This is a genomic window from Pseudomonas sp. NFR09 (assembly GCF_900111535.1).
GTDB classification, from domain to species: Bacteria; Pseudomonadota; Gammaproteobacteria; order Pseudomonadales; family Pseudomonadaceae; genus Aquipseudomonas; species Aquipseudomonas extremorientalis.
This window is the reverse complement of the sequence record NZ_FOIH01000001.1, coordinates 184,991-208,005: the sequence shown is the minus strand read 5'-3', so window position 1 is coordinate 208,005 and position 23,015 is coordinate 184,991. Positions and strand designations below refer to the sequence as shown.

Annotated in this window: 21 protein-coding genes; 10 read left to right on the top strand and 11 right to left on the bottom strand. The window is 61.0% G+C overall.

The window, feature by feature from the left end; translation table 11 throughout:
• Positions 1-6: 6 nt before the first annotated feature.
• The gene (locus BMX59_RS00950) at positions 7-216 is read left to right on the top strand and encodes a cold-shock protein (RefSeq protein ID WP_024073812.1); all 210 of its coding nucleotides are present in this window, start codon (positions 7-9) and stop codon (positions 214-216) included.
• A gap of 79 nt (positions 217-295) precedes the next feature.
• Here BMX59_RS00950 and BMX59_RS00945 read toward each other — a convergent pair whose 3' ends face one another.
• The 4 genes from BMX59_RS00945 to BMX59_RS00930 all read right to left on the bottom strand — a co-directional run bounded on the left by BMX59_RS00945 (position 296) and on the right by BMX59_RS00930 (position 5,454).
• Positions 296-673, bottom strand: coding sequence for a hypothetical protein (locus BMX59_RS00945; protein WP_058425300.1), 378 nt, complete (start codon positions 671-673; stop codon positions 296-298).
• A gap of 54 nt (positions 674-727) precedes the next feature.
• Positions 728-1,537, bottom strand: coding sequence for a putative RNA methyltransferase (locus BMX59_RS00940; RefSeq protein WP_071488790.1), 810 nt, complete (start codon positions 1,535-1,537; stop codon positions 728-730).
• Complete coding sequence (gene dapE / locus BMX59_RS00935; protein WP_093119342.1) at positions 1,537-2,688, bottom strand: succinyl-diaminopimelate desuccinylase; 1,152 nt, start codon at positions 2,686-2,688, stop codon at positions 1,537-1,539. Before dapE ends, BMX59_RS00940 begins: the two co-directional genes overlap by 1 nt.
• Before the next feature lie 174 nt (positions 2,689-2,862).
• Positions 2,863-5,454, bottom strand: coding sequence for a glycosyltransferase (locus tag BMX59_RS00930; RefSeq protein WP_092241154.1), 2,592 nt, complete (start codon positions 5,452-5,454; stop codon positions 2,863-2,865).
• 212 nt (positions 5,455-5,666) lie between these two features.
• Between BMX59_RS00930 and tcdA the strand changes: the two genes are divergently transcribed.
• Entirely contained in the window at positions 5,667-6,482 is an 816-nt protein-coding gene (tcdA, locus tag BMX59_RS00925) for a tRNA cyclic N6-threonylcarbamoyladenosine(37) synthase TcdA (RefSeq protein ID WP_083351546.1), read from the top strand.
• A gap of 116 nt (positions 6,483-6,598) precedes the next feature.
• Here the strand turns inward: tcdA and BMX59_RS00920 are convergent, their stop codons facing one another.
• The 4 genes from BMX59_RS00920 to BMX59_RS00905 form a co-directional block, all read right to left on the bottom strand.
• Entirely contained in the window at positions 6,599-7,012 is a 414-nt protein-coding gene (locus BMX59_RS00920) for a SufE family protein (protein WP_092241156.1), read from the bottom strand.
• Positions 7,009-8,214 (bottom strand): aminotransferase class V-fold PLP-dependent enzyme, encoded by a 1,206-nt coding sequence (locus tag BMX59_RS00915; RefSeq protein ID WP_093119339.1) that lies wholly within the window; start codon positions 8,212-8,214, stop codon positions 7,009-7,011. Before BMX59_RS00915 ends, BMX59_RS00920 begins: the two co-directional genes overlap by 4 nt.
• A 64-nt stretch (positions 8,215-8,278) precedes the next feature.
• On the bottom strand, positions 8,279-9,313 hold the full coding sequence (gene dapD / locus BMX59_RS00910; RefSeq protein ID WP_058425293.1) for a 2,3,4,5-tetrahydropyridine-2,6-dicarboxylate N-succinyltransferase: 1,035 nt from the start codon (positions 9,311-9,313) through the stop codon (positions 8,279-8,281).
• A 33-nt stretch (positions 9,314-9,346) separates the two neighbouring features.
• On the bottom strand, positions 9,347-9,655 hold the full coding sequence (locus BMX59_RS00905; RefSeq protein ID WP_231999482.1) for an arsenate reductase: 309 nt from the start codon (positions 9,653-9,655) through the stop codon (positions 9,347-9,349).
• Between the two features lie 267 nt (positions 9,656-9,922).
• Between BMX59_RS00905 and BMX59_RS00900 the strand changes: the two genes are divergently transcribed.
• On the top strand, positions 9,923-11,566 hold the full coding sequence (locus BMX59_RS00900; RefSeq protein WP_071488795.1) for a Na+/H+ antiporter: 1,644 nt from the start codon (positions 9,923-9,925) through the stop codon (positions 11,564-11,566).
• Positions 11,567-11,578: 12 nt separating this feature from the next.
• Here BMX59_RS00900 and dapC read toward each other — a convergent pair whose 3' ends face one another.
• From dapC to map, 3 genes are all read right to left on the bottom strand, one after another.
• Positions 11,579-12,778: a succinyldiaminopimelate transaminase gene (dapC, locus tag BMX59_RS00895; protein WP_093119337.1), complete on the bottom strand. Its 1,200-nt coding sequence runs from the start codon at positions 12,776-12,778 to the stop codon at positions 11,579-11,581.
• A 163-nt stretch (positions 12,779-12,941) separates the two neighbouring features.
• Positions 12,942-15,644, bottom strand: a complete 2,703-nt coding sequence (locus BMX59_RS00890) for a [protein-PII] uridylyltransferase (protein WP_092241163.1) — start codon at positions 15,642-15,644, stop codon at positions 12,942-12,944.
• 65 nt (positions 15,645-15,709) lie between these two features.
• On the bottom strand, positions 15,710-16,504 hold the full coding sequence (gene map, locus BMX59_RS00885) for a type I methionyl aminopeptidase (protein WP_058425288.1): 795 nt from the start codon (positions 16,502-16,504) through the stop codon (positions 15,710-15,712).
• Positions 16,505-16,891: 387 nt separating this feature from the next.
• Here map and rpsB point away from each other — a divergent pair, with 387 nt between their 5' ends.
• From rpsB to ispC, 7 genes are all read left to right on the top strand, one after another.
• Positions 16,892-17,629 carry a 30S ribosomal protein S2 gene (gene rpsB / locus BMX59_RS00880; protein WP_003189158.1) on the top strand — a complete coding sequence of 246 codons (738 nt, stop codon included), beginning with the start codon at positions 16,892-16,894 and terminating at the stop codon, positions 17,627-17,629.
• A gap of 191 nt (positions 17,630-17,820) precedes the next feature.
• A complete protein-coding gene (gene tsf, locus BMX59_RS00875; protein WP_058425287.1) occupies positions 17,821-18,684 on the top strand; it encodes a translation elongation factor Ts in 864 nt (287 codons plus the stop codon).
• A 212-nt stretch (positions 18,685-18,896) separates the two neighbouring features.
• Complete coding sequence (pyrH, locus tag BMX59_RS00870; protein WP_003189161.1) at positions 18,897-19,640, top strand: UMP kinase; 744 nt, start codon at positions 18,897-18,899, stop codon at positions 19,638-19,640.
• Positions 19,637-20,194: a ribosome recycling factor gene (frr, locus tag BMX59_RS00865; protein WP_012722596.1), complete on the top strand. Its 558-nt coding sequence runs from the start codon at positions 19,637-19,639 to the stop codon at positions 20,192-20,194. Before pyrH ends, frr begins: the two co-directional genes overlap by 4 nt.
• 17 nt (positions 20,195-20,211) lie before the next feature.
• On the top strand, positions 20,212-20,967 hold the full coding sequence (gene uppS / locus BMX59_RS00860; protein ID WP_016974405.1) for a polyprenyl diphosphate synthase: 756 nt from the start codon (positions 20,212-20,214) through the stop codon (positions 20,965-20,967).
• Positions 20,968-21,774 carry a phosphatidate cytidylyltransferase gene (locus BMX59_RS00855; protein WP_092241166.1) on the top strand — a complete coding sequence of 269 codons (807 nt, stop codon included), beginning with the start codon at positions 20,968-20,970 and terminating at the stop codon, positions 21,772-21,774. It abuts the gene before it with no gap.
• Entirely contained in the window at positions 21,771-22,961 is a 1,191-nt protein-coding gene (gene ispC / locus BMX59_RS00850) for a 1-deoxy-D-xylulose-5-phosphate reductoisomerase (protein ID WP_093119334.1), read from the top strand. The genes BMX59_RS00855 and ispC overlap by 4 nt, the downstream gene beginning before the upstream one ends.
• The last annotated feature ends 54 nt before the right edge of the window (positions 22,962-23,015 follow it).

Here is a 23,015-nt window from a genome sequence, read left to right as displayed (position 1 = left end):
AACAGAATGGCAACGCGTGAAACCGGCAATGTGAAATGGTTCAACGATGCAAAGGGCTATGGCTTCATTCAACGCGAAGACGGCAAGGATGTGTTCGTGCACTACCGCGCCATTCGCGGTGAAGGCCATCGCTCCCTGGCCGAGGGACAGCAGGTGGAGTACGCCGTGGTGAGCGGCGAGAAGGGGTTGCAGGCGGAAGATGTAGTCGGCCTGTAAGGCCATCGCAAAACAAGTGTGGGAGGGGCGGTGCGACGACTTGCCCCCTCCCACATTTGATGGGGTTTGCAACCCGGGGTCAGGCTGTTTTCCAGGTGATCTGCTCTTCACCGTCCACGCTGATCCGAATCCAGGTATCGGCGCTTTCTTCGCCTTCTTCCTCGACCCAGGTCCCCGGTGCACAACGCACTTCCACGTTCAGTGCGGCAAACGCAGCGCGGGCGCAGGCAATGTCGTCGTCCCACGGCGTCTGGTCACTTTCCAGGTACAGGCTGTTCCATTTGCCGACGGCTTTGGGCAGCCAGGTGACCGGCACGTTGCCGGCCTTGCATTTGTAGGTCTGGCCTTTCTGGACCCAATCGGTGCACGGGCCCAGGGCGGCGCCCAGCCAGGCGGCAATGGCCTTGTGGTCGACGTCGGCGTCCTTCAGGTAAATCTCGATATCGGGTTGGCGCATGGATGTTCCTCGTTGCGGGATTCGAAAATCCATTCGCGGGTATTGGAAAGGTGTTTATTGAAGCACGAAATAGTCGTAGCGCATCGACACGGTGACCACCAGCGGCTCGGCCGCCTCGATCACTTGTGCACGGCGCTCGGCACTGGCACGCCAGCCGTGAGGCGTCATGGCCAGCAGGTTGGCGCGGTCCCGGGGCTCGGCCAGGTTCAGCGTGAATTCCAATGTTTCGCTGTGCGCCAGGCTCATGCCGTCCGGCACCAGGGCCAGGTGCTTGTCGTCGGTGTATTCACGCACTTCGTCGTACAAGCGCTCGCGCAATTCCATCAGGTGGCCGCTGGTCGGACCGACCTTCATCAGACCGCCGCCGGGGCTGAGCAGGCGCTTGGCCTCTTCCCAGTCCAATGGGCTGAACACGCTGGCGAGAAACTGGCAGCTGCCTGACGCCAACGGCACGCGGGCCATGCTGGCGATCAACCAGGTCAGCGCAGGGTTGCGCTTGCATGCACGCTTGACCGCTTCCTTGGAAATGTCCAGTGCGTAGCCATCGGCGTGGGGCAGGGCGTCGGCGATTTGCGCGGTGTAGTAACCCTCGCCACAGCCGATATCGACCCAGCGCTGCGGCGCGCGTTCGGCGGCCAGTTCGGCCAGGCGCCTGGCCACCGGGGCGTAGTGCCCGGCGTTGAGGAAATCGCGGCGCGCTTCGACCATGGCCAGGTTGTCGCCCGGGTCGCGGCTGTTCTTGTGCTGCACCGGCAACAGGTTCAGGTAACCCTGGCGCGCACGGTCAAAACGATGCCCGGCCGGGCACGCCACGCCATTGTCCACCGTGTTGAGCGGCGCGCTGCAAATGGGGCAGGCGAGCATCAGGCGAGCAACTTAATCAGGGTCTGGTAGTAGATTTCGGTCAGCACATCGAGGTCGCTGGCCAGGATGCGCTCGTTGACCTGGTGGATCGTCGCGTTGACCGGGCCCAGCTCGACCACTTGGGTGCCGAGGGTGGCGATGAAACGCCCATCGGAGGTGCCACCGCTGGTGGACGCCTGGGTCTCACGCCCGGTGATCGCCTTGATGCTTGCCGACACCGCATCCAGCAAGGCGCCCGGTTCGGTGAGGAACGGCAGGCCCGACAGCGCCCATTCCACGTGCCAGTCCAGGCCATGCTTGTCGAGAATCTCGGCAACCCGTTGCTGCAGACCTTCGACGGTGGACTCGGTGGAGAAACGGAAGTTGAACACCGCCTTCAGGTCACCGGGGATCACGTTGGTCGCGCCGGTGCCGGAGTTGAGGTTGGAAATCTGGAAGCTGGTCGGCGGGAAGAAGGTGTTGCCGTCATCCCAGTGCTCGGCGGCCAGTTCGGCCAGGGCCGGCGCGGCCAGGTGGATCGGGTTCTTTGCCAGGTGCGGGTAGGCTACGTGACCTTGCACGCCGCGCACGGTCAGGGTGGCGCCGAGGGAGCCGCGACGGCCGTTCTTGACCACGTCGCCCACCAGCGTGGTGCTCGACGGTTCGCCGACGATGCACCAGTCCAGGCGTTCCTTGCGTGCAGCCAGGCGTTCGATCACGGCCTTGGTGCCGTGGTGCGCCGGGCCTTCTTCATCGCTGGTGATCAGGAAAGCCACCGAACCCTTGTGGTCGGGGTAGTCGGCGACAAAACGCTCCGCCGCCACCAGCATGGCCGCCAGGCTGCCTTTCATGTCCGCTGCGCCACGCCCGCAGAGCATGCCGTTTTCATCGATCAGCGCGTCGAACGGGTCGTTCTGCCACGCCTGCACCGGGCCGGTCGGTACCACGTCGGTGTGGCCGGCAAAGCACAGCACCGGGCCATCGTGCTTGCCGTGGGTGGCCCAGAAGTTGTCCACGTCTTCGATGCGCATCGGCTCAAGCGCAAAACCGGCGTCGCCCAGGCGCTGCATCATCAGCTTCTGGCAATCGGCGTCGATCGGCGTCACCGAGGGGCGACGGATCAGGTCGATGGCAAGTTGAAGGGTCGGCGAAAGGTCGGCATGAGCCGTCATTGGAAACTCCGGAAGCATGTGATGGGCGCAGGACGTAAGGGGCGCAGATTCAGTGTGGGAGGGGGCTTGCCCCCTCCCACACAAAGCATTGGCCGAGCCAAGACTCATAAAACGGCCGTTATCTTATAGCAAAACGGCGGCCAGAGGCCGCCGTTTAGTGCATTGCGCAAGTTTTTACGCAGCCGGTGCGGGTTGCGTTGCCGCCGCCGGTTTCGGCAGCGAAGACAGGAACGCCATGACCAGCGCCGCCACATACGGCAGCGACTGCACCAGCAACATCACCACCCAGAAGCGGATGTCATTGCTCGGCAGGCCCTGCACCAGGTAGATCCCCAGCGCCGCGCCCCACAACAGCAGCATGATGAACATCTCTTCGCGGGCTTCGGAAATCGCCACCCAGAAGCCGTGGTTATCGGCGTTTTTCGGTGTACGGAAGAACGGGATACTGGTGGTGAAGAAGCCATACAGCACCGCCTTGGCGATGGTGTGGGACAACGCCAGACCGGCCAGCGCCGCGCAGAATGCGTCCTTCAAGTTCACGCCTACCGCACGACGGTACAGGAAGATGATCTTGCCCACCTTGAACACGAACAGCGCCAACGGCGGGATCGCGAAAATCAGCAGCGGCGGATCGACCCGCGTCGGCACGATGATCATCGCCGCCGACCACAGCAGCGCACCCACGGTGAAGAAGATGTTCATGCCGTCCGCCACCCACGGCAGCCAGCCCGCCAGGAAGTGGTAACGCTGGCCACGGGTCAGTTCGGTGTCCTTGCCGCGCAACAGGCTCGCGGTGTGGCGCTTGATGATCTGGATCGCGCCGTAGGCCCAGCGGAAACGCTGTTTCTTGAAGTCGATAAAGGTATCCGGCATCAGGCCCTTGCCGTAGCTGTCGTGGTAATACGCCGCCGACAGGCCTTTCTCGAACACACGCAGGCCCAGTTCGGCGTCTTCGCAGATGCACCAGTCGGCCCAGCCCAGTTCTTCGAGCACCGAGCGACGGGTCATGGTCATGGTGCCGTGCTGGATGATCGCATCGCGGTCGTTGCGGGTGACCATGCCGATATGGAAGAAGCCTTTGTATTCCGCATAGCAGAGCTTCTTGAAGGTGCTTTCGTTCTGGTCGCGGTAATCCTGCGGCGACTGCACCACGGCGATTTTCGGGTCGGCGAAGTGCGGCACCATGTGCTTGAGCCAGTTCGGCGATACGCAGTAATCGGAGTCGATCACCGCGATCACCTCGGCATCCTTGGCGGTGTGCGGGATCAGGTAGTTCAGTGCGCCACCTTTGAAACCGGCCAGGGGCGCGACATGGAAGAACTTGAAGCGCGGGCCCAGGGTTTCGCAGTAGTCGCGCACCGGCTCCCACACGGCCGGGTCCTTAGTGTTGTTGTCGATGATCAGGACTTCGTAGTCCGGGTAATCGAGCGCGGCCAACGCGTCGAGGGTCTGTTTGACCATCTCCGGCGGCTCGTTGTAGCAGGGCACGTGGATCGACACTTTTGGGCGGTAGTCCGAATCTCCCACTACTGGCAGGAATTCACGCCGACGCTTGTGGGTCCAGACCGCTTCCGCCAGCTCATGGGCTTCGGTCAGCAACACGATAAACACGCCCAGGGCACCGAGGGCCAGGAGAATGCCCACGGTCACGCTGAACCAGGTGCTGTATTGCTGGCTGTAGTCGTAGCCGATCCACACCAGCACCGAACCGCACAGGAACGCGATAAAGGTCAGGAAGGTACGGCCACGCTGGCGTAGGGCCGAGCCGTCGATCATCAGCAGCGTCAGCGACAACAGCGCGAGCACCACCGAACCGATGGCCAGCACGCGCCATTGCGGGATCGCGACCACGGGGCCTTCAAAGTTGAATTTCTGCTGGCGTGCGGCGTTGTACACGCCCCAGTAGGCGCCCGCCGAGCCTTCGTCGCTGACTTTCCACGGCTGATCGAAGGCCTCGATCACAAAGTAGTTATAGCCCTGACGGTTCAGCTTGTTTACCAGCGTACGCAGGTAAATCGCCTGGTCGGCCGGGGAGGTTTCATTACCCCCGCGCATGCGGCCGTTGCTCGGCCAGCCCACTTCCGACAGCAGCAGCGGTTTTTTCGGGAACAGTTTCTTCAGGTCACGGGCACGGTCGAGTACATACTGGCCGGCCTTGTCCATCGGGATGTATTCCCAGAACGGCAGGATGTGCGCGGCGATCAGGTCGACGTGCTTGGCCAGTTGCGGGTTCTTTTCCCAGATGTGCCACTGCTCGGAGGTCGTCACCGGTACTTTCACGGCGGCGCGCACCCGGTCCAGCAGCACAATCAGTGCCTCAGGGGTGATTTCTTCCCGGAACAGGGCTTCGTTACCCACCACTACCCGCACCACACTGCGCGAGGTGTTGGCGATTTCGATGGCACGCTGGATTTCTCGCTCGTTGCGCTCCAGGTCCGGGCTGATCCAGATCCCCAACGTCACGCGCAGGCCGAACTCTTCCGCCAGCTTGGGAATGTCCCCCAGGGTGCCGTCGACCGAGTAGGTGCGGATGTTGTCCGTCAGCTTGCTCATGATCGCAAGGTCTTGACGCATCTGGTCGTCGGTCGGGTACTGGTCTTTCTGTGGGAACTGGCCTTGCTGGAACGGCGAGTAGGAAAAACCGGAGATCTGTTCGGGCCAGTTGGGGGTGGTGACGGGGCGGTTGATCAGCGCCCAGAAGCCGGTGAACAGCGCGGCGATTGCCAGCACGATCACCAGGTTGAGTCCAAATTTACGCGATGCCATGGCTATTTCGGGTTCCAAAAGGTGTGGAACGAAAAGAGGTGTCGGCCTGCGCCGAACGGCGCGCATCCTACACCGGCCCTTCCCTGACCGTACAGCAAGCAGAGAAAAACCGGACATTAGTCAGCGAAAGGCCATCTTAGTTCTTAACTTGTAGCTTGAAGCTTCGAACTTGTCGCTGCGTAGCCCTATAATGCGCGCCGGTTTTTGGGGTAATGGTCATGAGTACAGAAGATCCGCGGTTTGCAGGCGTCGCCCGCTTGTATGGCATTGAAGGCCTGGAGCGCTTGAAAGCGGCCCATGTGGCGATCGTCGGCGTCGGCGGCGTAGGCTCCTGGGCGGCGGAAGCCATGGCCCGTTGTGGGGTGGGCGAGATTTCGCTGTTTGACCTGGATGACGTCTGTGTCAGCAACAGCAACCGCCAGTTGCACGCCCTGGACAGCACCGTGGGCAAACCCAAGGTCGAGGTGATGGCCGAGCGCCTGCGCGGCATCAACCCGCACTGCACGGTGCATGCGGTGGCCGACTTCGTGACCCGCGACACCATGGCCGAATACATCACCCCCAACATCGATTGCGTGATCGACTGCATTGACGCGGTCAACGCCAAAGCTGCGCTGATCGCCTGGTGCAAGCGCCGCAAGATCCAGATCATCACCACCGGCGGCGCCGGCGGGCAGATCGACCCGACGTTGATCCAGGTCTGCGACCTGAACCGCACGTTCAACGATCCGCTGGCCTCGAAAGTGCGTTCTACCTTGCGTCGCGACTATGGTTTTTCACGCACCGTGACCCGTCATTACAGCGTGCCGTGCGTGTTTTCCACCGAGCAACTGCGTTATCCCAAGCCGGATGGCAGCATTTGTTTGCAGAAGAGTTTTGTCGGGGATGGCGTGAAGCTGGACTGCGCGGGTGGGTTTGGTGCGGTGATGATGGTGACGGCCACGTTCGGCATGGTGGCGGCGACCAAGGCGGTGGACAAGATTGTGGCCGGGGTGCGCAGGCCGTCGGAGCGGGTCAAGCCCACTTAAATCTCGGAACCCTACACAATTCAAATGTGGGAGGGGGCTTGCCCCCGATAGCGGTGGGTCAGCCAACTTATCCAGTGACTGACGCCCTGCAATCGGGGGCAAGCCCCCTCCCACATTTAGTTTTGTGTAAGACTTAATGCCCGCATACGCTGCAGCACGGCATTCAGGCCATTACTGCGTGACGGTGACAGTTGGCGAGAGAGGCCCAACTGATCGAACCAGTCGGGAAGGTCAACTGCCTGCAATTCTATGGCGGATAATCCATTGACCCGCGCCAGCAACAGCGCTACCAACCCACGAATCATCCGTGCATCGCTGCTGGCGGTGAACTGCCAGTGGCCGTCCTGCAAACGCCCCACCAACCACACCAGACTTTCACAGCCCTGTACCATATTCGCGTCGACTTTGTCCTCGGCGGCCAGGGCGGGCAGCCGCTCGCCCCACTGCATCAGCATCCGCGCGCGCTGTTCCCAACTGCCGACGGACTGAAAGGCTTCCAGCGCGGTCGCCGCATCCGGTGGCAAGCTCATCGCAACATATCCAGCGCCTGGTCCAGCGCTTCAAAGAAACGTTCCAGGTCATCCGAATCGTTATACAGCGCCAGGGATACCCGGATCGCCCCTGGCAAGTGCATCGCCTTGAGCAACGGCATCGCGCAATGGTGCCCTGCGCGCACGGCAATCCCTTGCTCGGTGAGCAAGTGCGCGAGATCGGCGTTATGCACGCCATCGACGACGAAACTGACCAACGCCACCTGCGGCGAGCCCAGTACGCGCACGCCATTGCGCGCTTTGAGCCCACGCAACAGGTAGTCATGCAACGCCGCTTCATGGGCCACTACCGCCTGTTGGTCCAGCGAATTCAGATAATCCAGGCTGGCGCCCAGGCCGATCACGCCGGCAATCGGCGGTGTGCCCGCTTCGAAACCCAGCGGCGCCGGGCGGAAACTGGCGCTGTGGTAGTCGGCCTGTTGCACCATTTCGCCGCCAAACTGCCAGTGGCGCAGGTGGTGCAGGGCTTCGTTGCGGCCAAACAGCACGCCGACGCCGTCCGGCCCGTACAACTTGTGGCTGGAAAACACATAGAAGTCGCAGCCCAGGGCCTGCACGTCGTGGCGGCCGTGGACGATGCCTTGGGCGCCATCGACCACGGTCAGTGCGCCGTGGGCCTTGGCCGTTGTGATCAGCGTCTGTAAGGGTTGCCAGGCGCCCAGCACGTTGGATAGCTGGCTTACCGCCAGCAGGCGTGTACGCGGGCCGATCAATTCGGCGGCGGCTGTCAGGTCGATCACGCCGTCATCGTTCAACGGCAACACCACCAGCGTGGCAGCGCGGCGTTTGGCCAGTTGCTGCCAGGGCAGCAGGTTGGCGTGGTGTTCCAGGGCGCTGACCACAATCTCATCGCCCGCATTGAATAAGTGCTCAAGGCCGTAGGCCAAGAGGTTCAGCGCAGAAGTCGCGCCGTGGGTGAACACGATCTGCCCACTGCCGCCTGCATTCAACCACTGCGCGACCTTGCTGCGGCTGTCTTCGAACGCCTGGGTCGCATGGGCGCCGGGCAAGTGCTGGGCACGGTGCACATTGGCTGCGCCATTGGCGTAGTAATGGCTGATGGCATCCAGCAGGGCCTGGGGCTTTTGTGTGGTGGCGGCGTTGTCCAGGTACGTCTGGTCTTGCCGTTGCAGGGTGGCGATGGCCGGGAAATCGGCGCGCCAGGGGGAGGGCACTAGCATGGTGTTCAAGACTCGTATAAGCGAGCCCCAGGGTCGGGGCCCGCTAGTGGCATCGAGTGGCTGCTTAGTTGTGAGCGTGCAGCGCTTCGTTCAGTTCGATGGCCGATTTGTGGGTTTTGCACTCCACGGCACCGGTCTCGGAGTTGCGGCGGAACAACAGGTCCGGTTGGCCGGCCAGCTCACGGGCCTTGACCACTTTGACCAGTTGGTTTTTCTCATCCAGCAGCGCGACCTTGGTGCCGGCGGTGACGTACAGGCCCGACTCCACGGTGTTGCGGTCGCCCAACGGGATACCGATACCGGCGTTGGCGCCGATCAGGCAGCCTTCGCCGACCTTGATCACGATGTTGCCGCCGCCGGACAAGGTGCCCATGGTGGAGCAACCGCCACCCAGGTCCGAACCCTTGCCGACGAACACGCCTGCCGATACACGGCCTTCGATCATGCCCGGGCCTTCGGTGCCTGCGTTGAAGTTGATGAAACCTTCGTGCATCACGGTGGTGCCTTCGCCCACGTAGGCGCCCAGGCGCAGACGCGCGGCATCAGCGATACGCACGCCGCTCGGCACCACGTAGTCGGTCATTTTCGGGAACTTGTCCACCGAGAACACTTCCAGCAGCTCGCCACGCAGGCGGGCTTCCAGCTGGCGTTCGGCCAGTTCGTTGATGTCGATCGCGCCCTGGCTGGTCCAGGCCACGTTCGGCAGCTGCGGGAACACACCGGCCAGGCTCAGGCCGTGGGGCTTGACCAGGCGATGGGACAGCAGGTGCAGCTTGAGGTAGGCCTCAGGCGTGGAGGTCAGTGCGGCGTCTTCGGCCAGCAGGGTGGCGACCAGCGGGGTGTGGCTTTCGGCCAGGCGGTTGAGCAGCGCGGCTTGGGTGGCGTCGACATTCTTGAGGGCATCGGCCAGTTGCAGCGCTTGGCTGATGGTGAAGGTGATGGCCTGGTTGCCTTCGGTGTAACCGAGGATCGGCGCGATGGCCGCGACGATTTCAGCCGATGGGTTGAGCAGCGGCTGTGCGTAAAACACTTCCAGCCAAGCACCTTGGCGGTTCTGAGTGCCGACGCCGAAGCCCAGGCTGAACAGGGAATTGGACATGCTGTTACCTCTACAAAAATGGAAAGGGCTGGCCTACTTGAGGGCCGCCGAATAACTATCTGGCTTGAAGCCAATCAGGGTTCTGTCACCGAGATCGAGCACCGGGCGCTTGATCATCGAGGGTTGTGCGAGCATCAATTCAATGGCTTTCGACTGATCGAGATCGGCTTTGCGTTCGTCTTCGAGTTTGCGAAAGGTGGTGCCCGCACGGTTCAACACCACCTGCCAACCGTGCTCGTTGCACCATTGGGTCAAGTGTTCGCGGTCGATACCGGCCGTTTTGTAGTCGTGGAACTCATAGCCCACGCCGTGCTCATCGAGCCAGGTGCGCGCTTTTTTCATGGTGTCGCAGGCTTTGATGCCGAAAAGGTGCAACGTTTTGCTTGAAGCGGTCAAGGAATTGCCCCCCTTTGGACCAAGTGAAAATTAAAGGTCACGGATTATGCCACGACCAGCGGGCGGGTGCCCCTCGTCATGCGGCGTGCGACTTATGTGCAAAGGCCGGCAGGCAGCATAGGCGGTTAACATAGCTGGGTAATATGGCACTTCAGCGGCCAGTTGTTGCCTCATGTGTGTCGTTGCAAGTCGATTGTCCGGGAAACCCGCGTTATGCAAACCGCCTACACCGTTCTTATCCTGCTGATGCTGGTCAGCGTTTCGCGTCTGGTTGGGCGTGTCATTCCTCTGCCGTTGCCCCTGGTGCAGATCGCCGCCGGTGCCTTGCTGGCCTGGCCGACGCTGGGCCTGCATGTGGCGCTGGACCCGGAGCTGTTCTTGTTTCTGTTCCTGCCACCGTTGCTGTTTTCGGATGGCTGGCGTATGCCCAAGCGTGAGTTGTGGCGGTTGCGTGGGCCGATCCTGACGCTTGCGGTGGGGCTGGTGTTGTTCACGGTGGTCGGTGCTGGTTATTTCATTCACTGGATATTGCCTACGATCCCGTTGCCGGTGGCCTTCGCCCTGGCGGCGGTTTTGTCGCCGACGGATGCCGTGGCGGTGTCGGCCATTTCCCAGAATCGTTTACCTACGCCACTGATGCACATGTTGCAGGGCGAGGCCTTGATGAACGACGCATCGGGCCTGGTAACGTTCAAGTTTGCCCTGGCGGCGGCGTTGACCGGGGTGTTTTCCCTGGCGGATGCCAGCCTGACCTTCGTGTTGGTCGCCGTCGGTGGCCTGGCCGTTGGCGTGGCCCTGAGCTGGCTGGTCGGCCGACTGCGCGCCTGGATGATCGCCCGTGGCTGGGATGACCCGGCAACCCACGTGGTGTTCATGTTGTTGCTGCCCTTTGCCGCCTATGTGCTGGCCGAGCGCCTGGGAGCCTCGGGCATCCTGTCTGCGGTCGCCGCAGGCATGATGCAAAGCTGGCTTGATCTGCTACCGCGCCAGACCAGCACGCGCTTGCTCAACCGCAGCGTCTGGTCGCTGCTGGAGTTTGCCTTCAATGGCCTGATCTTCCTGCTGCTGGGCCTGCAACTGCCGGACATCATCAAGGCCGTGGTCAGCCATGAGCCGACACTGTGGCCGACCCTGTTTTATCGCTGCCTGGATGTGATTGCGATCTTCCTGGTGTTGGTCGTGCTGCGTTTTATCTGGGTGCAGAGCATCTGGCGGCTGTCAGGCCTGTTACGCCGGATTCGTGGGAAAAGCGAGCTGACGCTGGTGCCGACCGCCCGTTCTTGCTGGTTGTTGACCGTGGGTGGTGTGCGCGGTGCGGTGACGTTGGCCGGTGTGATGTCGGTGCCGTTGCTGCTGGCGCCGGGCCAGGACTTTCCCGAGCGCGACCTGCTGATCTTCATCGCGGCAGGCGTGATCCTCCTGTCGCTGATCGCCGCCTGTATCGCCTTGCCGTTGTTGTTACGCGGCATTGAAAAGAGCCCGGACGAGAAACGCCATAAAGAGGTCCGCGAGGCTTGGAAAAAAACGGCCGTCGCTGCGATCCATGCGCTGGAAACGGAAGAGCCCGTTGAGCCCGAAACCCAGGACGCCGCCCAGGCTGCGCTCGCCACCGAACTCAAGGCACGGCTGATGTCGGAATATCGCCATCAATTGGAGGTGTTCAACGACTCGGCCGAAGCCCAGGCGTTGGCACGGCAGATGGACCTGCTCGAGCGCAAATTGCGCCTCAAGGCGCTGCGGGCACAGCGCCTGGAGTTATACAGCCTGAGTCGTCATCACCAGATTGGTGATGACGTGCTGAGGGAGGTGTTGGCGGATCTGGATATGAGTGAGGCGAATCTGGGTCAGGTGAAATGACCCTCAAGCCCGTTAGCGGCGACGCTGAATAAAATCGCGAATGCGCTCAGCCGCTTCCACACACTCGGCCAACGGCGCGACCAACGCCATACGCACTCGCCCAGCGCCGGGGTTGGCGCCGTCCACTTCACGGGACAAGTACGAACCCGGCACCACGGTCACATGTTCTTCCACGAACAGATCGCGGCAGAATGCGGCATCGTCGCCGTTCACATTCGGCCACAGATAGAAGCCGCCATCCGGGCTCTGCACATCCAGCACCGGCTTGAGAATCGCCAGCACCGCGTCGAATTTCTCGCGATACAGGTCACGGTTGGCGTGCACGTGGGCTTCATCCTGCCAGGCGGCAATGCTCGCCAGCTGGGTTTGCACCGGCATCGCGCAGCCGTGGTAGGTGCGGTACAGCAGGAACGCCTTGAGGATGTCGGCATCGCCGGCCACGAAACCGGAGCGCAGGCCCGGCAGGTTAGAGCGCTTGGACAGGCTGTGGAACACCACGCAGCGCTTGAAGTCCTGGCGACCCAGTTCGACACAGGCGCTCAGCAGGCCGGGCGGCGGGGTTTGTTCGTCGAAGTACAGTTCGCTGTAGCACTCGTCGGCGGCGATGACGAAGTCGTATTCGTCGGCCAGGGCGATGAGTTTTTTCAGGGTGTCGACCGGGATCAGCGCGCCGGTCGGGTTGCCGGGCGAGCACAGGAACAGGATCTGGCAGCGTTTCCAGATGTCCGGCGTCACGGCGTCGAAGTCCGGGTTGAAGCCATTGGCGCCCAGGCACGGCAGGTAGTGTGGCTTGGCCCCGGCCAGGAACGCGGCGCCTTCGTAGATCTGGTAGAACGGGTTCGGGCTCACCACCAGTGCATCGTCGCCACGGTTGACCACGGTCTGGGTGAAGGCGAACAGCGCTTCACGTGTGCCGTTGACCGGCAAGATATTGCGCGCCGGGTCGAGCCAGCCCTTGGGCACGTTGAAGCGACGTTCGCACCAGGCACCGATGGCTTCGCGCAGCGCCGGGATACCCAGGGTGGTCGGGTACACGGCCATCTGGTCGAGGTTGTTGCTCAACGCTTCGGCCACGAACGTGGGAGACTTGTGCTTCGGCTCGCCGATGGACAGCGCAATCGGGCGCTTGTCCGGGTTTGGCGTAACGCTGCCGAGCAGGGCGCGCAGTTTCTCGAACGGGTAGGGTTGCAGTTGGTTCAGGGCGTTGTTCATGGGCATCTCGTTCAATTCGGTTTAAGGCATGCGGTCTGCTGGGCGAAGCCATCTAAATGTGGGAGGGGGCTCGCCCCCGATTGCAGTGTGCCAGCCAAAGCATTTTTATCTGATCCACCGCTATCGGGGGCAAGCCCCCTCGCACACGGGCCCTGTTTGTTTTTTAGAGAGTCAGGCGTGTCAGCTCGACGCCGGGTTCCTGGGTCACGCTCAATTGCTGGACGATCGCTTCCTGCAACCGCAGGCACAGCTCCGGGTCGGACAACGGCTGGTTGTCGGCATCGGTGATAAAGAACACGTCTTCCACGCGTTCGCCGAGGGTCGCAATCTTGGCGTTCTGCAACGACAGGTCGAACTCCAGGAAAATCCCACCGATACGCGCCAGCAGGCCTGGGCGGTCCGGGGCGCTCAGTTCGAGCACCGTCACCGGGCGCTGGGCGTCGTTGGAAATGGTCACCTGGGGCGCAAACGCAAAGTGTTTGAGTTGGCGCGGCACTCGACGCTGGATGATGGTCGGGTAGTCGTCAGGGTTGCGCAGGGCCTCGGTCAGGCCTTCGCGGATCTTCTTCACGCGCGCTGGATTGTCGCCGATCGAGTCGCCATCGGTGTCGAGCACGATATAGGTGTCGAGGGTGAACTGGCTGCTGGAGGTGATTACCCGTGCGTCATGGATGTTCAGGTTCAACTGGTCCATGGCCGCTACGGTCACGGCGAAGAAGTCGTGCTGGTCCGGCGCGTAGATGAAAATCTGCGTGCCGCCTTCGAATTCGCGCTGGGTGGTTTCCTTGATCAGCACCAGTGGGCCCCCGTCGGCCGGTTGCTGCAGGATCGCGTCGGTGTGCCAGGCCACATCACCGGCGGTGTGGCGCAGGAAGTAATCGTCGCCCAGTTGCGACCACAGTTGTTCGACATCGTCCGGGTCGTTGCCGCCGCGCACCAGGATATCCAGGGCGGCGCTTTGGGTGCGGCGGATCTGCTCTTCGCGGTCTACCGGGTTTTCCAGGCCACGGCGCAGGGCGCGCTTGGTCTCGGTGTACAGTTGGCGCAGCAGACTGGCGCGCCACGAGTTCCACAGCGTCGGGTTGGTCGCGTTGATATCCGAGACGGTCAGCACGTACAGGTAGTCGAGGCGGGTTTCATCGCCGACGATCTGCGCAAAGTCGTGGATCACCTGCGGGTCGGACAAGTCCTTGCGCTGGGCGGTGGTCGACATCACCAGGTGGTTCTGCACCAGCCAGACGATCAGGCGGCTGTCCCACAGCGGCAACTGGTGGCGCTGGCAGAAGGCCTCGGCATCAACCGCACCGACCTCGGAGTGATCGCCATGCCGGCCCTTGCCGATGTCGTGGTACAGGCCGGCCAGGTAGATCAGCTCGGGCTTGGGTAGCTTGGCCATCAATTTGCTGGCCAGCGGGAATTTCTCCGACACCTGGGTGTACTGCAGCTTACGCAGGTGCTTGATCAGGTTCAGGGTGTGGGCGTCCACGGTATAGATGTGGAACAGATCGTGTTGCATCTGCCCGACGATAAAACCGAACTCCGGCAGGTAGCGCCCGAGGATGCCGTAACGGTTCATGCGCCGCAGGTTGCGGTGGATGCCGATCTTGCACTTGAACAGCTCGATGAACAGGCTGGTGTTGCGGATATCGTTGCGGAAATCGTCGTCGATCAGGTGCCGGTTTTCCCGCAACAGGCGAATGGTATCGGCGCGCACGCCTTTGATTTCCGGCTGCTGGGCCATCAGCACGAAGATTTCCAGCATGGCAAACGGTGTGCGGCGGAACACGTTGTCGTTGCGCGCCTCGATATAGCCATCGTGCAGTTGGAAACGCGCATTGATCGGTTGCGGCGGCGCCTCGTCTTCGGGGGCCAGGATCACTTCTTCAAAATGCTGGATGATCAGGTCGCTGAGCTGGGCAATGCTCATGACCACCCGGTAGTACTGCTGCATGAAGCTTTCGATGCTGGTCTTCGCGTCTTCGCCTTCAAAGCCCAGCAGGGTGGCGATGGAGCGCTGGTGGTCGAAGAGCAGGCGGTCTTCGGAACGCCCGGCCAGCATGTGCAAGGCGTAGCGCACTTTCCAGAGGAATTCCTGGGAGGAGGCCAGCAGGGCGTTTTCGCTTTCCACCAGGAAGCCTTCGCCGGCCAGGGCGCGCAGGTTCAGGGTGCCGTACTGGCGACGCGCAACCCACAGAATCGTCTGGATATCCCGCAGCCCGCCCGGCGAGCCTTTGACGTTGGGTTCCAGGTTGTATTCGGTGTCGTTGTACTTGTGGTGCCGGGCCTTTTGCTCGGCGCGCTTGGCCAGGAAGAAGTCCTTGCTCGGCCACATGTGCGCGGTGCTGGTGACTTCAAGCATACGCTGGCGCAGGCGCTCGGGGCCGGCGATGGTACGGCTTTCCATGAGGTTGGTGATGACGGTGAGGTCGGCGCGGGCTTCTTCGGCGCATTCGTCCACCGAGCGTACGCTTTGGCCGACTTCCAGGCCGATGTCCCACAACAATGTGAGAAAGCGCTCGATGGAATCGCGAAAGATCTCATGGTCGGCGCTGTCCAGCAGGATCAGCAGGTCGATGTCGGAGTAAGGGTGCAGCTCACCGCGACCGTAGCCGCCGACCGCCACCAGGGCGATGTCGGCGTCTTCGCTCCAACTGAACTGTTCCCAGGCTTTTTGCAGGATGTTATCGACGAACCAGGCTCGGTCCTCGATCAGCCGGCGGATGTCCCGGCCCCTGCGAAAGCGCTCGTCGAGCACCTCGCGGGCCTGGCGGATCGCCTTCTTGAACGCGGCGATGGGGCTCGCCTTCAGGGCCAGTTCGGCCTGGAACTGGCCACGGTCGAAGAGTTCGGGATCCACCTGGGGCATCGATCGGCTTTCCTTTCTATCTATTCAGTCAGTCACAACACAGTGGGGGAAAACCTGAGCAACGTTTATGCCGACGTTGTACCCGACGTGCGCGGGATCGTGTCATCGGCGCGCAGCGTGAAAATCTCGTAGCCGGTCTCGGTGACCAGCAAAGTGTGTTCCCACTGGGCCGAAAGCTTGCGGTCCTTGGTGATGGCCGTCCAGCCGTCGCCCAACACCTTGGTGTCGGCCTTGCCCTGGTTGATCATCGGCTCGATGGTGAAGGTCATGCCTGCCTTCAGCTCCATGCCGGTGCCGGCGCGGCCGTAGTGCAGGATCTGTGGCTCTTCGTGGAAGACCGTGCCGATACCGTGGCCACAGAACTCGCGTACCACCGAGAAACCGTTCTTTTCAGCATGCTTCTGGATCACTTCGCCGATGTCGCCCAGGCGGCAGCCAGGCTTGACGATCTCGATGGCCTTGTACATGCATTCCTGGGTGACCTGGGACAGGCGTTCGGCCCAGACCGGTACGTTGCCGACGTGGAACATGCGGCTGGTGTCGCCGAAGTAGCGGTCCTTGATCACGGTGACGTCGATGTTCAGGGTGTCGCCGTCCTTCAGCGGCTTGTCGCCCGGAATTCCGTGGCAAACCACGTGGTTGACCGAGGTGCAGATCGACTTGGGGAAGCCCTTGTAGTTCAGCGGCGCAGGGATGGCGCCCTGCACGTTGACGATATAGTCGTGGCAGATCTGGTTGAGGGTCTCGGTAGTGACGCCGGGCTTGACGTGTTCGGCAATCATTTCCAGCACGTCGGCGGCCAGTTTGCCGGCGATGCGCATGCCAGCGATGTCTTCGGCGGTTTTCAAACTAACGGTCATACAGGCTCTCTCTAGCGCGACGCGCTGAAATCAATACGGTTTACGGGCGTGCGACAAAAGGTTGCAAAATTCGCACAAGCCACAGAAAACGCGATTCTAACAGACCATGGCGTCAAATCATGAGCCTCTGATGATCGCTTCTGTCTATAAGGTAGGGCTATGTCACCTCTATTCAAGGGGTTACACGAACGCGCCCGACGGCAAATGTGATTGCGTGTTCCGTTTTTGCCGATGCTGTGGTATAAAATGCGCCGCTTTCCGGGGATACCCCGCAAAGCTTAAATCCACACACGTGTCGACACGATGACCTGGGTGCCGGAGGCCTTGATGCCGCTGGTTGGTCATTGGGATACGTGGAGGCCAAACCCGACTTATTAAGGAACTATCATGTCCCAAGTCAACATGCGCGATATGCTGAAGGCCGGTGTGCACTTCGGTCACCAGACCCGTTACTGGAACCCGAAAATGGGTAAGTACATTTTCGGCGCGCGTAACAAGATCCACATCATCAACCTTGAAAAAACCCTGCCAATGTTCAACGAAGCGCTGACTTTCGTAGAGCGCCTGGCCCAGGGCAAAAACAAGATTCTGTTCGTCGGCACCAAGCGTTCCGCTGGCAAGATCGTTGCTGAAGAAGCAGCACGTTGCGGTTCGCCGTACGTCGATCACCGCTGGTTGGGCGGCATGCTGACCAACTTCAAAACCATCCGTGCTTCCATCAAGCGTCTGCGTGACCTTGAAGTGCAAGCCGAAGACGGTACTTTCGCCAAGCTGACCAAGAAAGAAGCGCTGATGCGCTCCCGTGACCTGGAAAAGCTCGATCGTTCCCTGGGTGGTATCAAGGACATGGGCGGTCTGCCTGACGCACTGTTCGTTATCGACGTTGATCACGAGCGCATCGCGATCACCGAAGCCAACAAGCTGGGCATCCCTGTTATCGGCGTAGTCGATACCAACAGCAGCCCGGAAGGCGTTGACTACATCATCCCAGGCAACGATGACGCAATCCGCGCTATCCAGTTGTACATGGGTTCGATGGCTGACGCTGTCATCCGTGGTCGCAACCACGTTGCTGGCGGTACCGAGCAGTTCGTTGAAGAAGCTCCGGTAGCTGCCGCTGAGTAATTAGCGCCCTGGCGTTGACTCAGTAAGCAAAAAGGGGGCTTGGCCCCCTTTTTGCCACCTCGAAAACCATTTGTCGGCAGCGCGGCTACATCATCTGTAACGTGCAGCGGCCTACAAGGGAGATTCGGGAAGAATTGATCGCCCGTCTGATCGGGTGGAATGGTTGAAAACCTATCCAAGAGGATTTTGAAATGGCAGAGATTACTGCAGCGTTGGTTAAAGAACTGCGTGAGCGTACCGGCGAAGGCATGATGGATTGCAAAAAGGCCTTGACCAAGGCTGGCGGCGACATCGAAAAAGCCATCGACGACATGCGCGCTTCCGGCGCCATCAAGGCCGCCAAGAAAGCCGGCAACGTCGCTGCTGAAGGCGCTATCGCCCTGGTTGAAGACGGTAAAGCCGCCGTTCTGCTGGAAGTGAACTCGCAGACCGACTTCCTGGCCCTGCAAGACGACTTCAAGGCATTCGTTGCTGCCAGCGTCAAGAAGGCATTCGATGAGAAGCTGACCACCGTTGAGCCTCTGATCGAAGCCCAAGAAGCTGATCGCCTGGTACTGGTCGGCAAAGTTGGCGAAAACGTCAACATCCGTCGCCTGACTCGCGTTGAAGGTGATGTCGTCGGTGGTTACCTGCACGGCAACAAAATCGGTGTAGCTGTTGTTCTGAAAGGCGGCGACGTTGAGCTGGCCAAAGACATCGCTATGCACGTTGCTGCCAGCAACCCTGAGTTCCTGCTGCCTTCGGAAGTGTCTGCCGAAGCGATCGAACGTGAAAAAGCGGTATTCCTGAGCCTGAACGCCGACAAGATCGCCGGCAAGCCAGAAAACATCGTGGAAAACATGATCAAAGGCCGTATCAGCAAGTTCCTGGCTGAAGCGAGCCTGGTTGAGCAGGCGTTCGTCAAGAACCCTGAAATCAAGGTTGGCGAACTGGCCAAGAAAGCCGGTGCTGAAATCGTTTCCTTCACTTACTACAAAGTAGGCGAAGGCATCGAGAAGCCGGTCGACAACTTCGCTGAAGAAGTTGCTGCCCAGTTGGCTGCCGCCAAGCAATAAGACAGCTTTCAACTGTCGCCCGAAAGAGGCTGCCCGCTCACGCGCGCAGCCTCTTTTCAAATGGGAAGGCCGATTTTAATTGGCATCCCTCCGGAACTGGCTTACAAAGCCGTGTTCCGATGGCGCTGTTACAGCGTCCAGCTAGAGTGAACGCAAGCCGTAAAACGGCTCGCCAAGAATTTTTAAAAAATACGCCGCAGGAGAGATTCGCAATGGCTCAGCAGGGCAGTGGTTATCAGGCTCGCTATAAACGCATTCTACTCAAGCTTAGCGGCGAGGCCCTGATGGGCTCGGAAGAGTTCGGGATCGATCCCAAGGTGCTCGACCGCATGGCGCTGGAAGTCGGCCAACTGGTCGGTATCGGCGTGCAGGTTGGCCTGGTGATCGGTGGTGGCAACCTGTTCCGTGGCGCGGCCCTGAGTGCTGCTGGCATGGACCGGGTCACCGGCGACCATATGGGCATGCTGGCCACTGTGATGAATGCCCTGGCCATGCGTGACGCCTTGGAGCGCGCCAATATCTCGGCTATCGTGATGTCGGCTATTTCCATGGTCGGCGTAACCGATCACTATGACCGCCGCAAAGCCATGCGCCACCTGAATTCCAAGGAAGTGGTGATCTTCGCGGCCGGCACGGGTAACCCGTTCTTTACCACCGATTCGGCAGCCTGCCTGCGCGCCATCGAGATCGATGCGGACGTGGTGCTCAAGGCGACCAAGGTAGACGGCGTGTACACCGCAGATCCATTCAAAGACCCGCATGCCGAGAAGTTCGATCATCTGACCTACGATGAAGTACTGGATCGCAAGCTGGGCGTAATGGATCTGACGGCTATCTGCCTGTGCCGCGACCACAAGATGCCACTGCGCGTATTTAACATGAACAAGCCCGGCGCCCTGCTGAACATCGTACACGGCGGCGCAGAAGGGACTCTGATCGAGGAAGGCCAACAATGATCAACGAAATCAAGAAAGACGCCCAAGCGCGTATGCAGAAATCCCTGGAGTCTCTGAGCCATGCATTCGGCCAGATTCGTACCGGCAAGGCGCACCCAAGCATCCTGGGCAGCGTGATGGTGCCTTACTACGGCTCCGATACCCCTATCAGCAGCGTCGCCAACATTACCGTTAAAGACTCGCGCACCCTGCAAGTCGTAGCGTTTGAGCGCAACATGCTGGGTGCTGTCGACAAGGCCATCCAGAGCGCCGGTTTGAACCTCAACCCGACCAACCTGGGTGAGTTGCTGCTGATCTCCATGCCGGCCCTGACTGAAGAGACCCGCAAAGGCTTCACCAAGCAGGCTCGCAGCGCTGCAGAAGACGCGCGTGTTGCCGTACGTAATATCCGTCGCGATGCCTTGGGTGACCTGAAGAAACTGGTCAAGGACAAGGAAATCAGCGAAGACGAAGAGCGTCGTGCCACCGCCGATATCGACAAGTTGACCAAGGATGCCGAGGCCCAGATCACCAAGGCCACGGAAGAAAAAGAAAAGGACCTGATGGCCGTATAAGGGGTCAGGACGCCTTCATGGAAAAGACCAAGCAGACTGTACCCTCCGTGGTGCCGCGCCATGTCGCGATCATCATGGATGGGAATAATCGCTGGGCGAAGAAGCGCTTTATGCCGGGTGTCGCCGGGCATAAAGCCGGTGTCGATGCGGTAAGGGCTGTGATCGAGGTGTGTGCCGAGGCCAAGGTCGAAGTGTTGACCCTGTTTGCGTTCTCCAGTGAGAACTGGCAGCGGCCCGCCGAAGAAGTCAGTGCCTTGATGGATCTGTTCTTCAAGGCCTTGCGTCGTGAGGCCAAGCGCCTTAACGACAACAACATCAGCCTGCGCATCATTGGCGACCGCTCGCGCTTCCACCCGGAACTTCAGGCTGCCATGCGCGAGGCTGAGGCAATCACCGCTGGTGCCAACCGTTTTGTGCTACAGATCGCAGCCAACTACGGCGGCCAGTGGGATATCGCCCAGGCAGCGCAGCGGCTGGCTCGCGAAGTGCAGGCCGGGCACCTGCGGCCCGACGACATCACGCCCGAACTGTTGCAAACCTGCCTGGTGACCGGTGACCTGCCGTTGCCGGACCTGTGCATCCGGACCGGTGGTGAGCACCGCATCAGTAATTTCCTGCTGTGGCAGCTGGCCTATACCGAGCTGTACTTCTCCGACCTGTTCTGGCCGGACTTCAAACACGATGCCATGCGTAATGCACTGGCCGATTTCGCTTCCCGTCAGCGTCGCTTCGGTAAAACGAGTGAGCAGATCGAAGCTGGAGCCCGGGTTTAAATGCTTAAACAACGAATCATCACTGCACTGATCCTGTTGCCGATCGCCTTGTGCGGGTTTTTCCTGCTCGAGGGTTCCGGCTTTGCGCTGTTCATTGGCCTGGTCGTCACCCTGGGCGCCTGGGAATGGGCGCGCCTGGCCGGGTTCGGCGCGCAGTTGCCGCGCGTGGTGTATGCCGCCGTCGTGGCCGCGCTGGCGTTCCTCTTGTACATCCTGCCGGACCTCGCGCCCTGGGTGTTGGGGGCGGCGGTGCTGTGGTGGGCGCTGGCGACGTTCCTGGTGCTGACCTATCCGCGCACCAGCGGCCAATGGTCCAGCGTTGCCTGCAAGCTGGTGATTGGTTTGCTGATCCTCTTGCCGGCTTGGCAAGGGCTGGTGGAGATCAAGCGTTATCCAATGGGTAACTGGTTGATCCTGGCAGTCATGGTGCTGGTATGGGGGGCTGATATCGGTGCCTACTTCTCCGGTCGGGCCTTCGGCAAGCGCAAGTTGGCGCCGGCGGTCAGTCCGGGCAAGAGCTGGGAGGGGGTCTATGGTGGTTTGGCGTTGACACTGGTGATTGCGCTGGTGGTTGGTGTCGTGCGTGGCTGGGCGGTGAAGGAAATCTTCCTGGCGCTGCTGGCCACAGCCATTGTCGTGTTTGTTTCTGTGGTGGGTGACCTCACCGAAAGCATGTTCAAGCGTCAGGCCGGTATCAAGGACAGCAGTAACCTGCTGCCCGGGCACGGTGGTGTGTTGGACCGTATCGACAGCCTGACGGCGGCTATTCCGATCTTCGCTGTGTTGCTATGGATGACTGCTTCGTGAGCCGCCTTCAACAAGTGACCGTGCTGGGTGCAACCGGCTCGGTGGGGTTGAGCACCCTGGATGTGATTGCGCGTCATCCTGATCGCTATCAGGTCTTTGCCCTGACTGGGTTCAGCCGTCTGAGCGAGCTGTTGGCTTTGTGTGTGCGCCACGCACCGCGCTTCGTGGTAGTCCCTGAGGCAGGAGCGGCGCGTGGCTTGCAGGATGATCTGCGGGCTGCCGGGTTGGCGACTCGAGTGCTGGTGGGCGAGGAGGGGTTGTGTCAGGTCTCGGCTGACGCTGAGGTGGATACGGTAGTCGCCGCTATCGTCGGTGCCGCCGGCCTGCGTCCAACCCTGGCCGCTGTAGATGCCGGCAAGAAGATCCTGCTGGCCAACAAAGAAGCGCTGGTCATGTCTGGCGCGCTCTTCATGCAGGCAGTGCGTAAAAGCGGCGCGGTGCTGCTGCCGCTCGACAGCGAGCACAACGCGATCTTCCAATGCATGCCTGGCGACTATGCGCGTGGTTTGGGTCAGGTTGGCGTGCGTCGGATTCTGCTGACCGCCTCCGGTGGTCCGTTCCGGCAAACCCCGCTGGCCGAGCTTGAGCATGTTTCGCCCGACCAGGCATGCGCTCATCCGAACTGGTCCATGGGGCGTAAGATCTCGGTGGATTCGGCGAGCATGATGAACAAGGGGCTGGAACTGATCGAGGCGTGCTGGCTGTTCGATGCACGGCCGGATCAGGTCGAAGTGGTGATTCACCCGCAAAGTGTGATTCATTCCCTGGTCGATTACGTCGACGGTTCGGTACTTGCGCAGTTGGGTAACCCCGATATGCGCACGCCGATTGCCAATGCCTTGGCCTGGCCGGAGCGGATTGATTCCGGTGTCGCCCCGCTGGATCTGTTTGCAGTGGCCCGCCTGGACTTTGAAGCGCCGGACGAGCAGCGTTTTCCTTGCCTGCGCCTGGCCCGGCAAGCGGCCGAGGTGGGGGGCAGCGCGCCAGCAATGCTGAATGCGGCCAACGAAGTGGCTGTGGCGGCGTTTCTCGAACGGCGCATCCGCTTTCCGCAGATCGCGAGTATCATCGAGGACGTCCTGGCGCTTGAGCCTGTCGTGGCGGTGAGTGACCTGGCGGCGGTATTCGAAGCCGATACCAAGGCTCGAGCCCTGGCAGAGCAATGGTTGAGCCGCAACACGCGTTAGCCTGTGGGCGGATGGGTTCGAGCCTTCAGGCACTGGATTGGAATGCGGAGAAAT

Coding starts and splice junctions, on each gene's coding strand:
- BMX59_RS00950 (WP_024073812.1), top strand. CDS start 7: ATGGCAACGCGTGAAACCGGCAATGTGAAATGGTTCAACGATGCAAAG.
- BMX59_RS00945 (WP_058425300.1), bottom strand. CDS start 673: ATGCGCCAACCCGATATCGAGATTTACCTGAAGGACGCCGACGTCGAC.
- BMX59_RS00940 (WP_071488790.1), bottom strand. CDS start 1,537: ATGCTCGCCTGCCCCATTTGCAGCGCGCCGCTCAACACGGTGGACAAT.
- dapE (WP_093119342.1), bottom strand. CDS start 2,688: ATGACGGCTCATGCCGACCTTTCGCCGACCCTTCAACTTGCCATCGAC.
- BMX59_RS00930 (WP_092241154.1), bottom strand. CDS start 5,454: ATGGCATCGCGTAAATTTGGACTCAACCTGGTGATCGTGCTGGCAATC.
- tcdA (WP_083351546.1), top strand. CDS start 5,667: ATGGTCATGAGTACAGAAGATCCGCGGTTTGCAGGCGTCGCCCGCTTG.
- BMX59_RS00920 (WP_092241156.1), bottom strand. CDS start 7,012: ATGAGCTTGCCACCGGATGCGGCGACCGCGCTGGAAGCCTTTCAGTCC.
- BMX59_RS00915 (WP_093119339.1), bottom strand. CDS start 8,214: ATGCTAGTGCCCTCCCCCTGGCGCGCCGATTTCCCGGCCATCGCCACC.
- dapD (WP_058425293.1), bottom strand. CDS start 9,313: ATGTCCAATTCCCTGTTCAGCCTGGGCTTCGGCGTCGGCACTCAGAAC.
- BMX59_RS00905 (WP_231999482.1), bottom strand. CDS start 9,655: ATGAAAAAAGCGCGCACCTGGCTCGATGAGCACGGCGTGGGCTATGAG.
- BMX59_RS00900 (WP_071488795.1), top strand. CDS start 9,923: ATGCAAACCGCCTACACCGTTCTTATCCTGCTGATGCTGGTCAGCGTT.
- dapC (WP_093119337.1), bottom strand. CDS start 12,778: ATGAACAACGCCCTGAACCAACTGCAACCCTACCCGTTCGAGAAACTG.
- BMX59_RS00890 (WP_092241163.1), bottom strand. CDS start 15,644: ATGCCCCAGGTGGATCCCGAACTCTTCGACCGTGGCCAGTTCCAGGCC.
- map (WP_058425288.1), bottom strand. CDS start 16,504: ATGACCGTTAGTTTGAAAACCGCCGAAGACATCGCTGGCATGCGCATC.
- rpsB (WP_003189158.1), top strand. CDS start 16,892: ATGTCCCAAGTCAACATGCGCGATATGCTGAAGGCCGGTGTGCACTTC.
- tsf (WP_058425287.1), top strand. CDS start 17,821: ATGGCAGAGATTACTGCAGCGTTGGTTAAAGAACTGCGTGAGCGTACC.
- pyrH (WP_003189161.1), top strand. CDS start 18,897: ATGGCTCAGCAGGGCAGTGGTTATCAGGCTCGCTATAAACGCATTCTA.
- frr (WP_012722596.1), top strand. CDS start 19,637: ATGATCAACGAAATCAAGAAAGACGCCCAAGCGCGTATGCAGAAATCC.
- uppS (WP_016974405.1), top strand. CDS start 20,212: ATGGAAAAGACCAAGCAGACTGTACCCTCCGTGGTGCCGCGCCATGTC.
- BMX59_RS00855 (WP_092241166.1), top strand. CDS start 20,968: ATGCTTAAACAACGAATCATCACTGCACTGATCCTGTTGCCGATCGCC.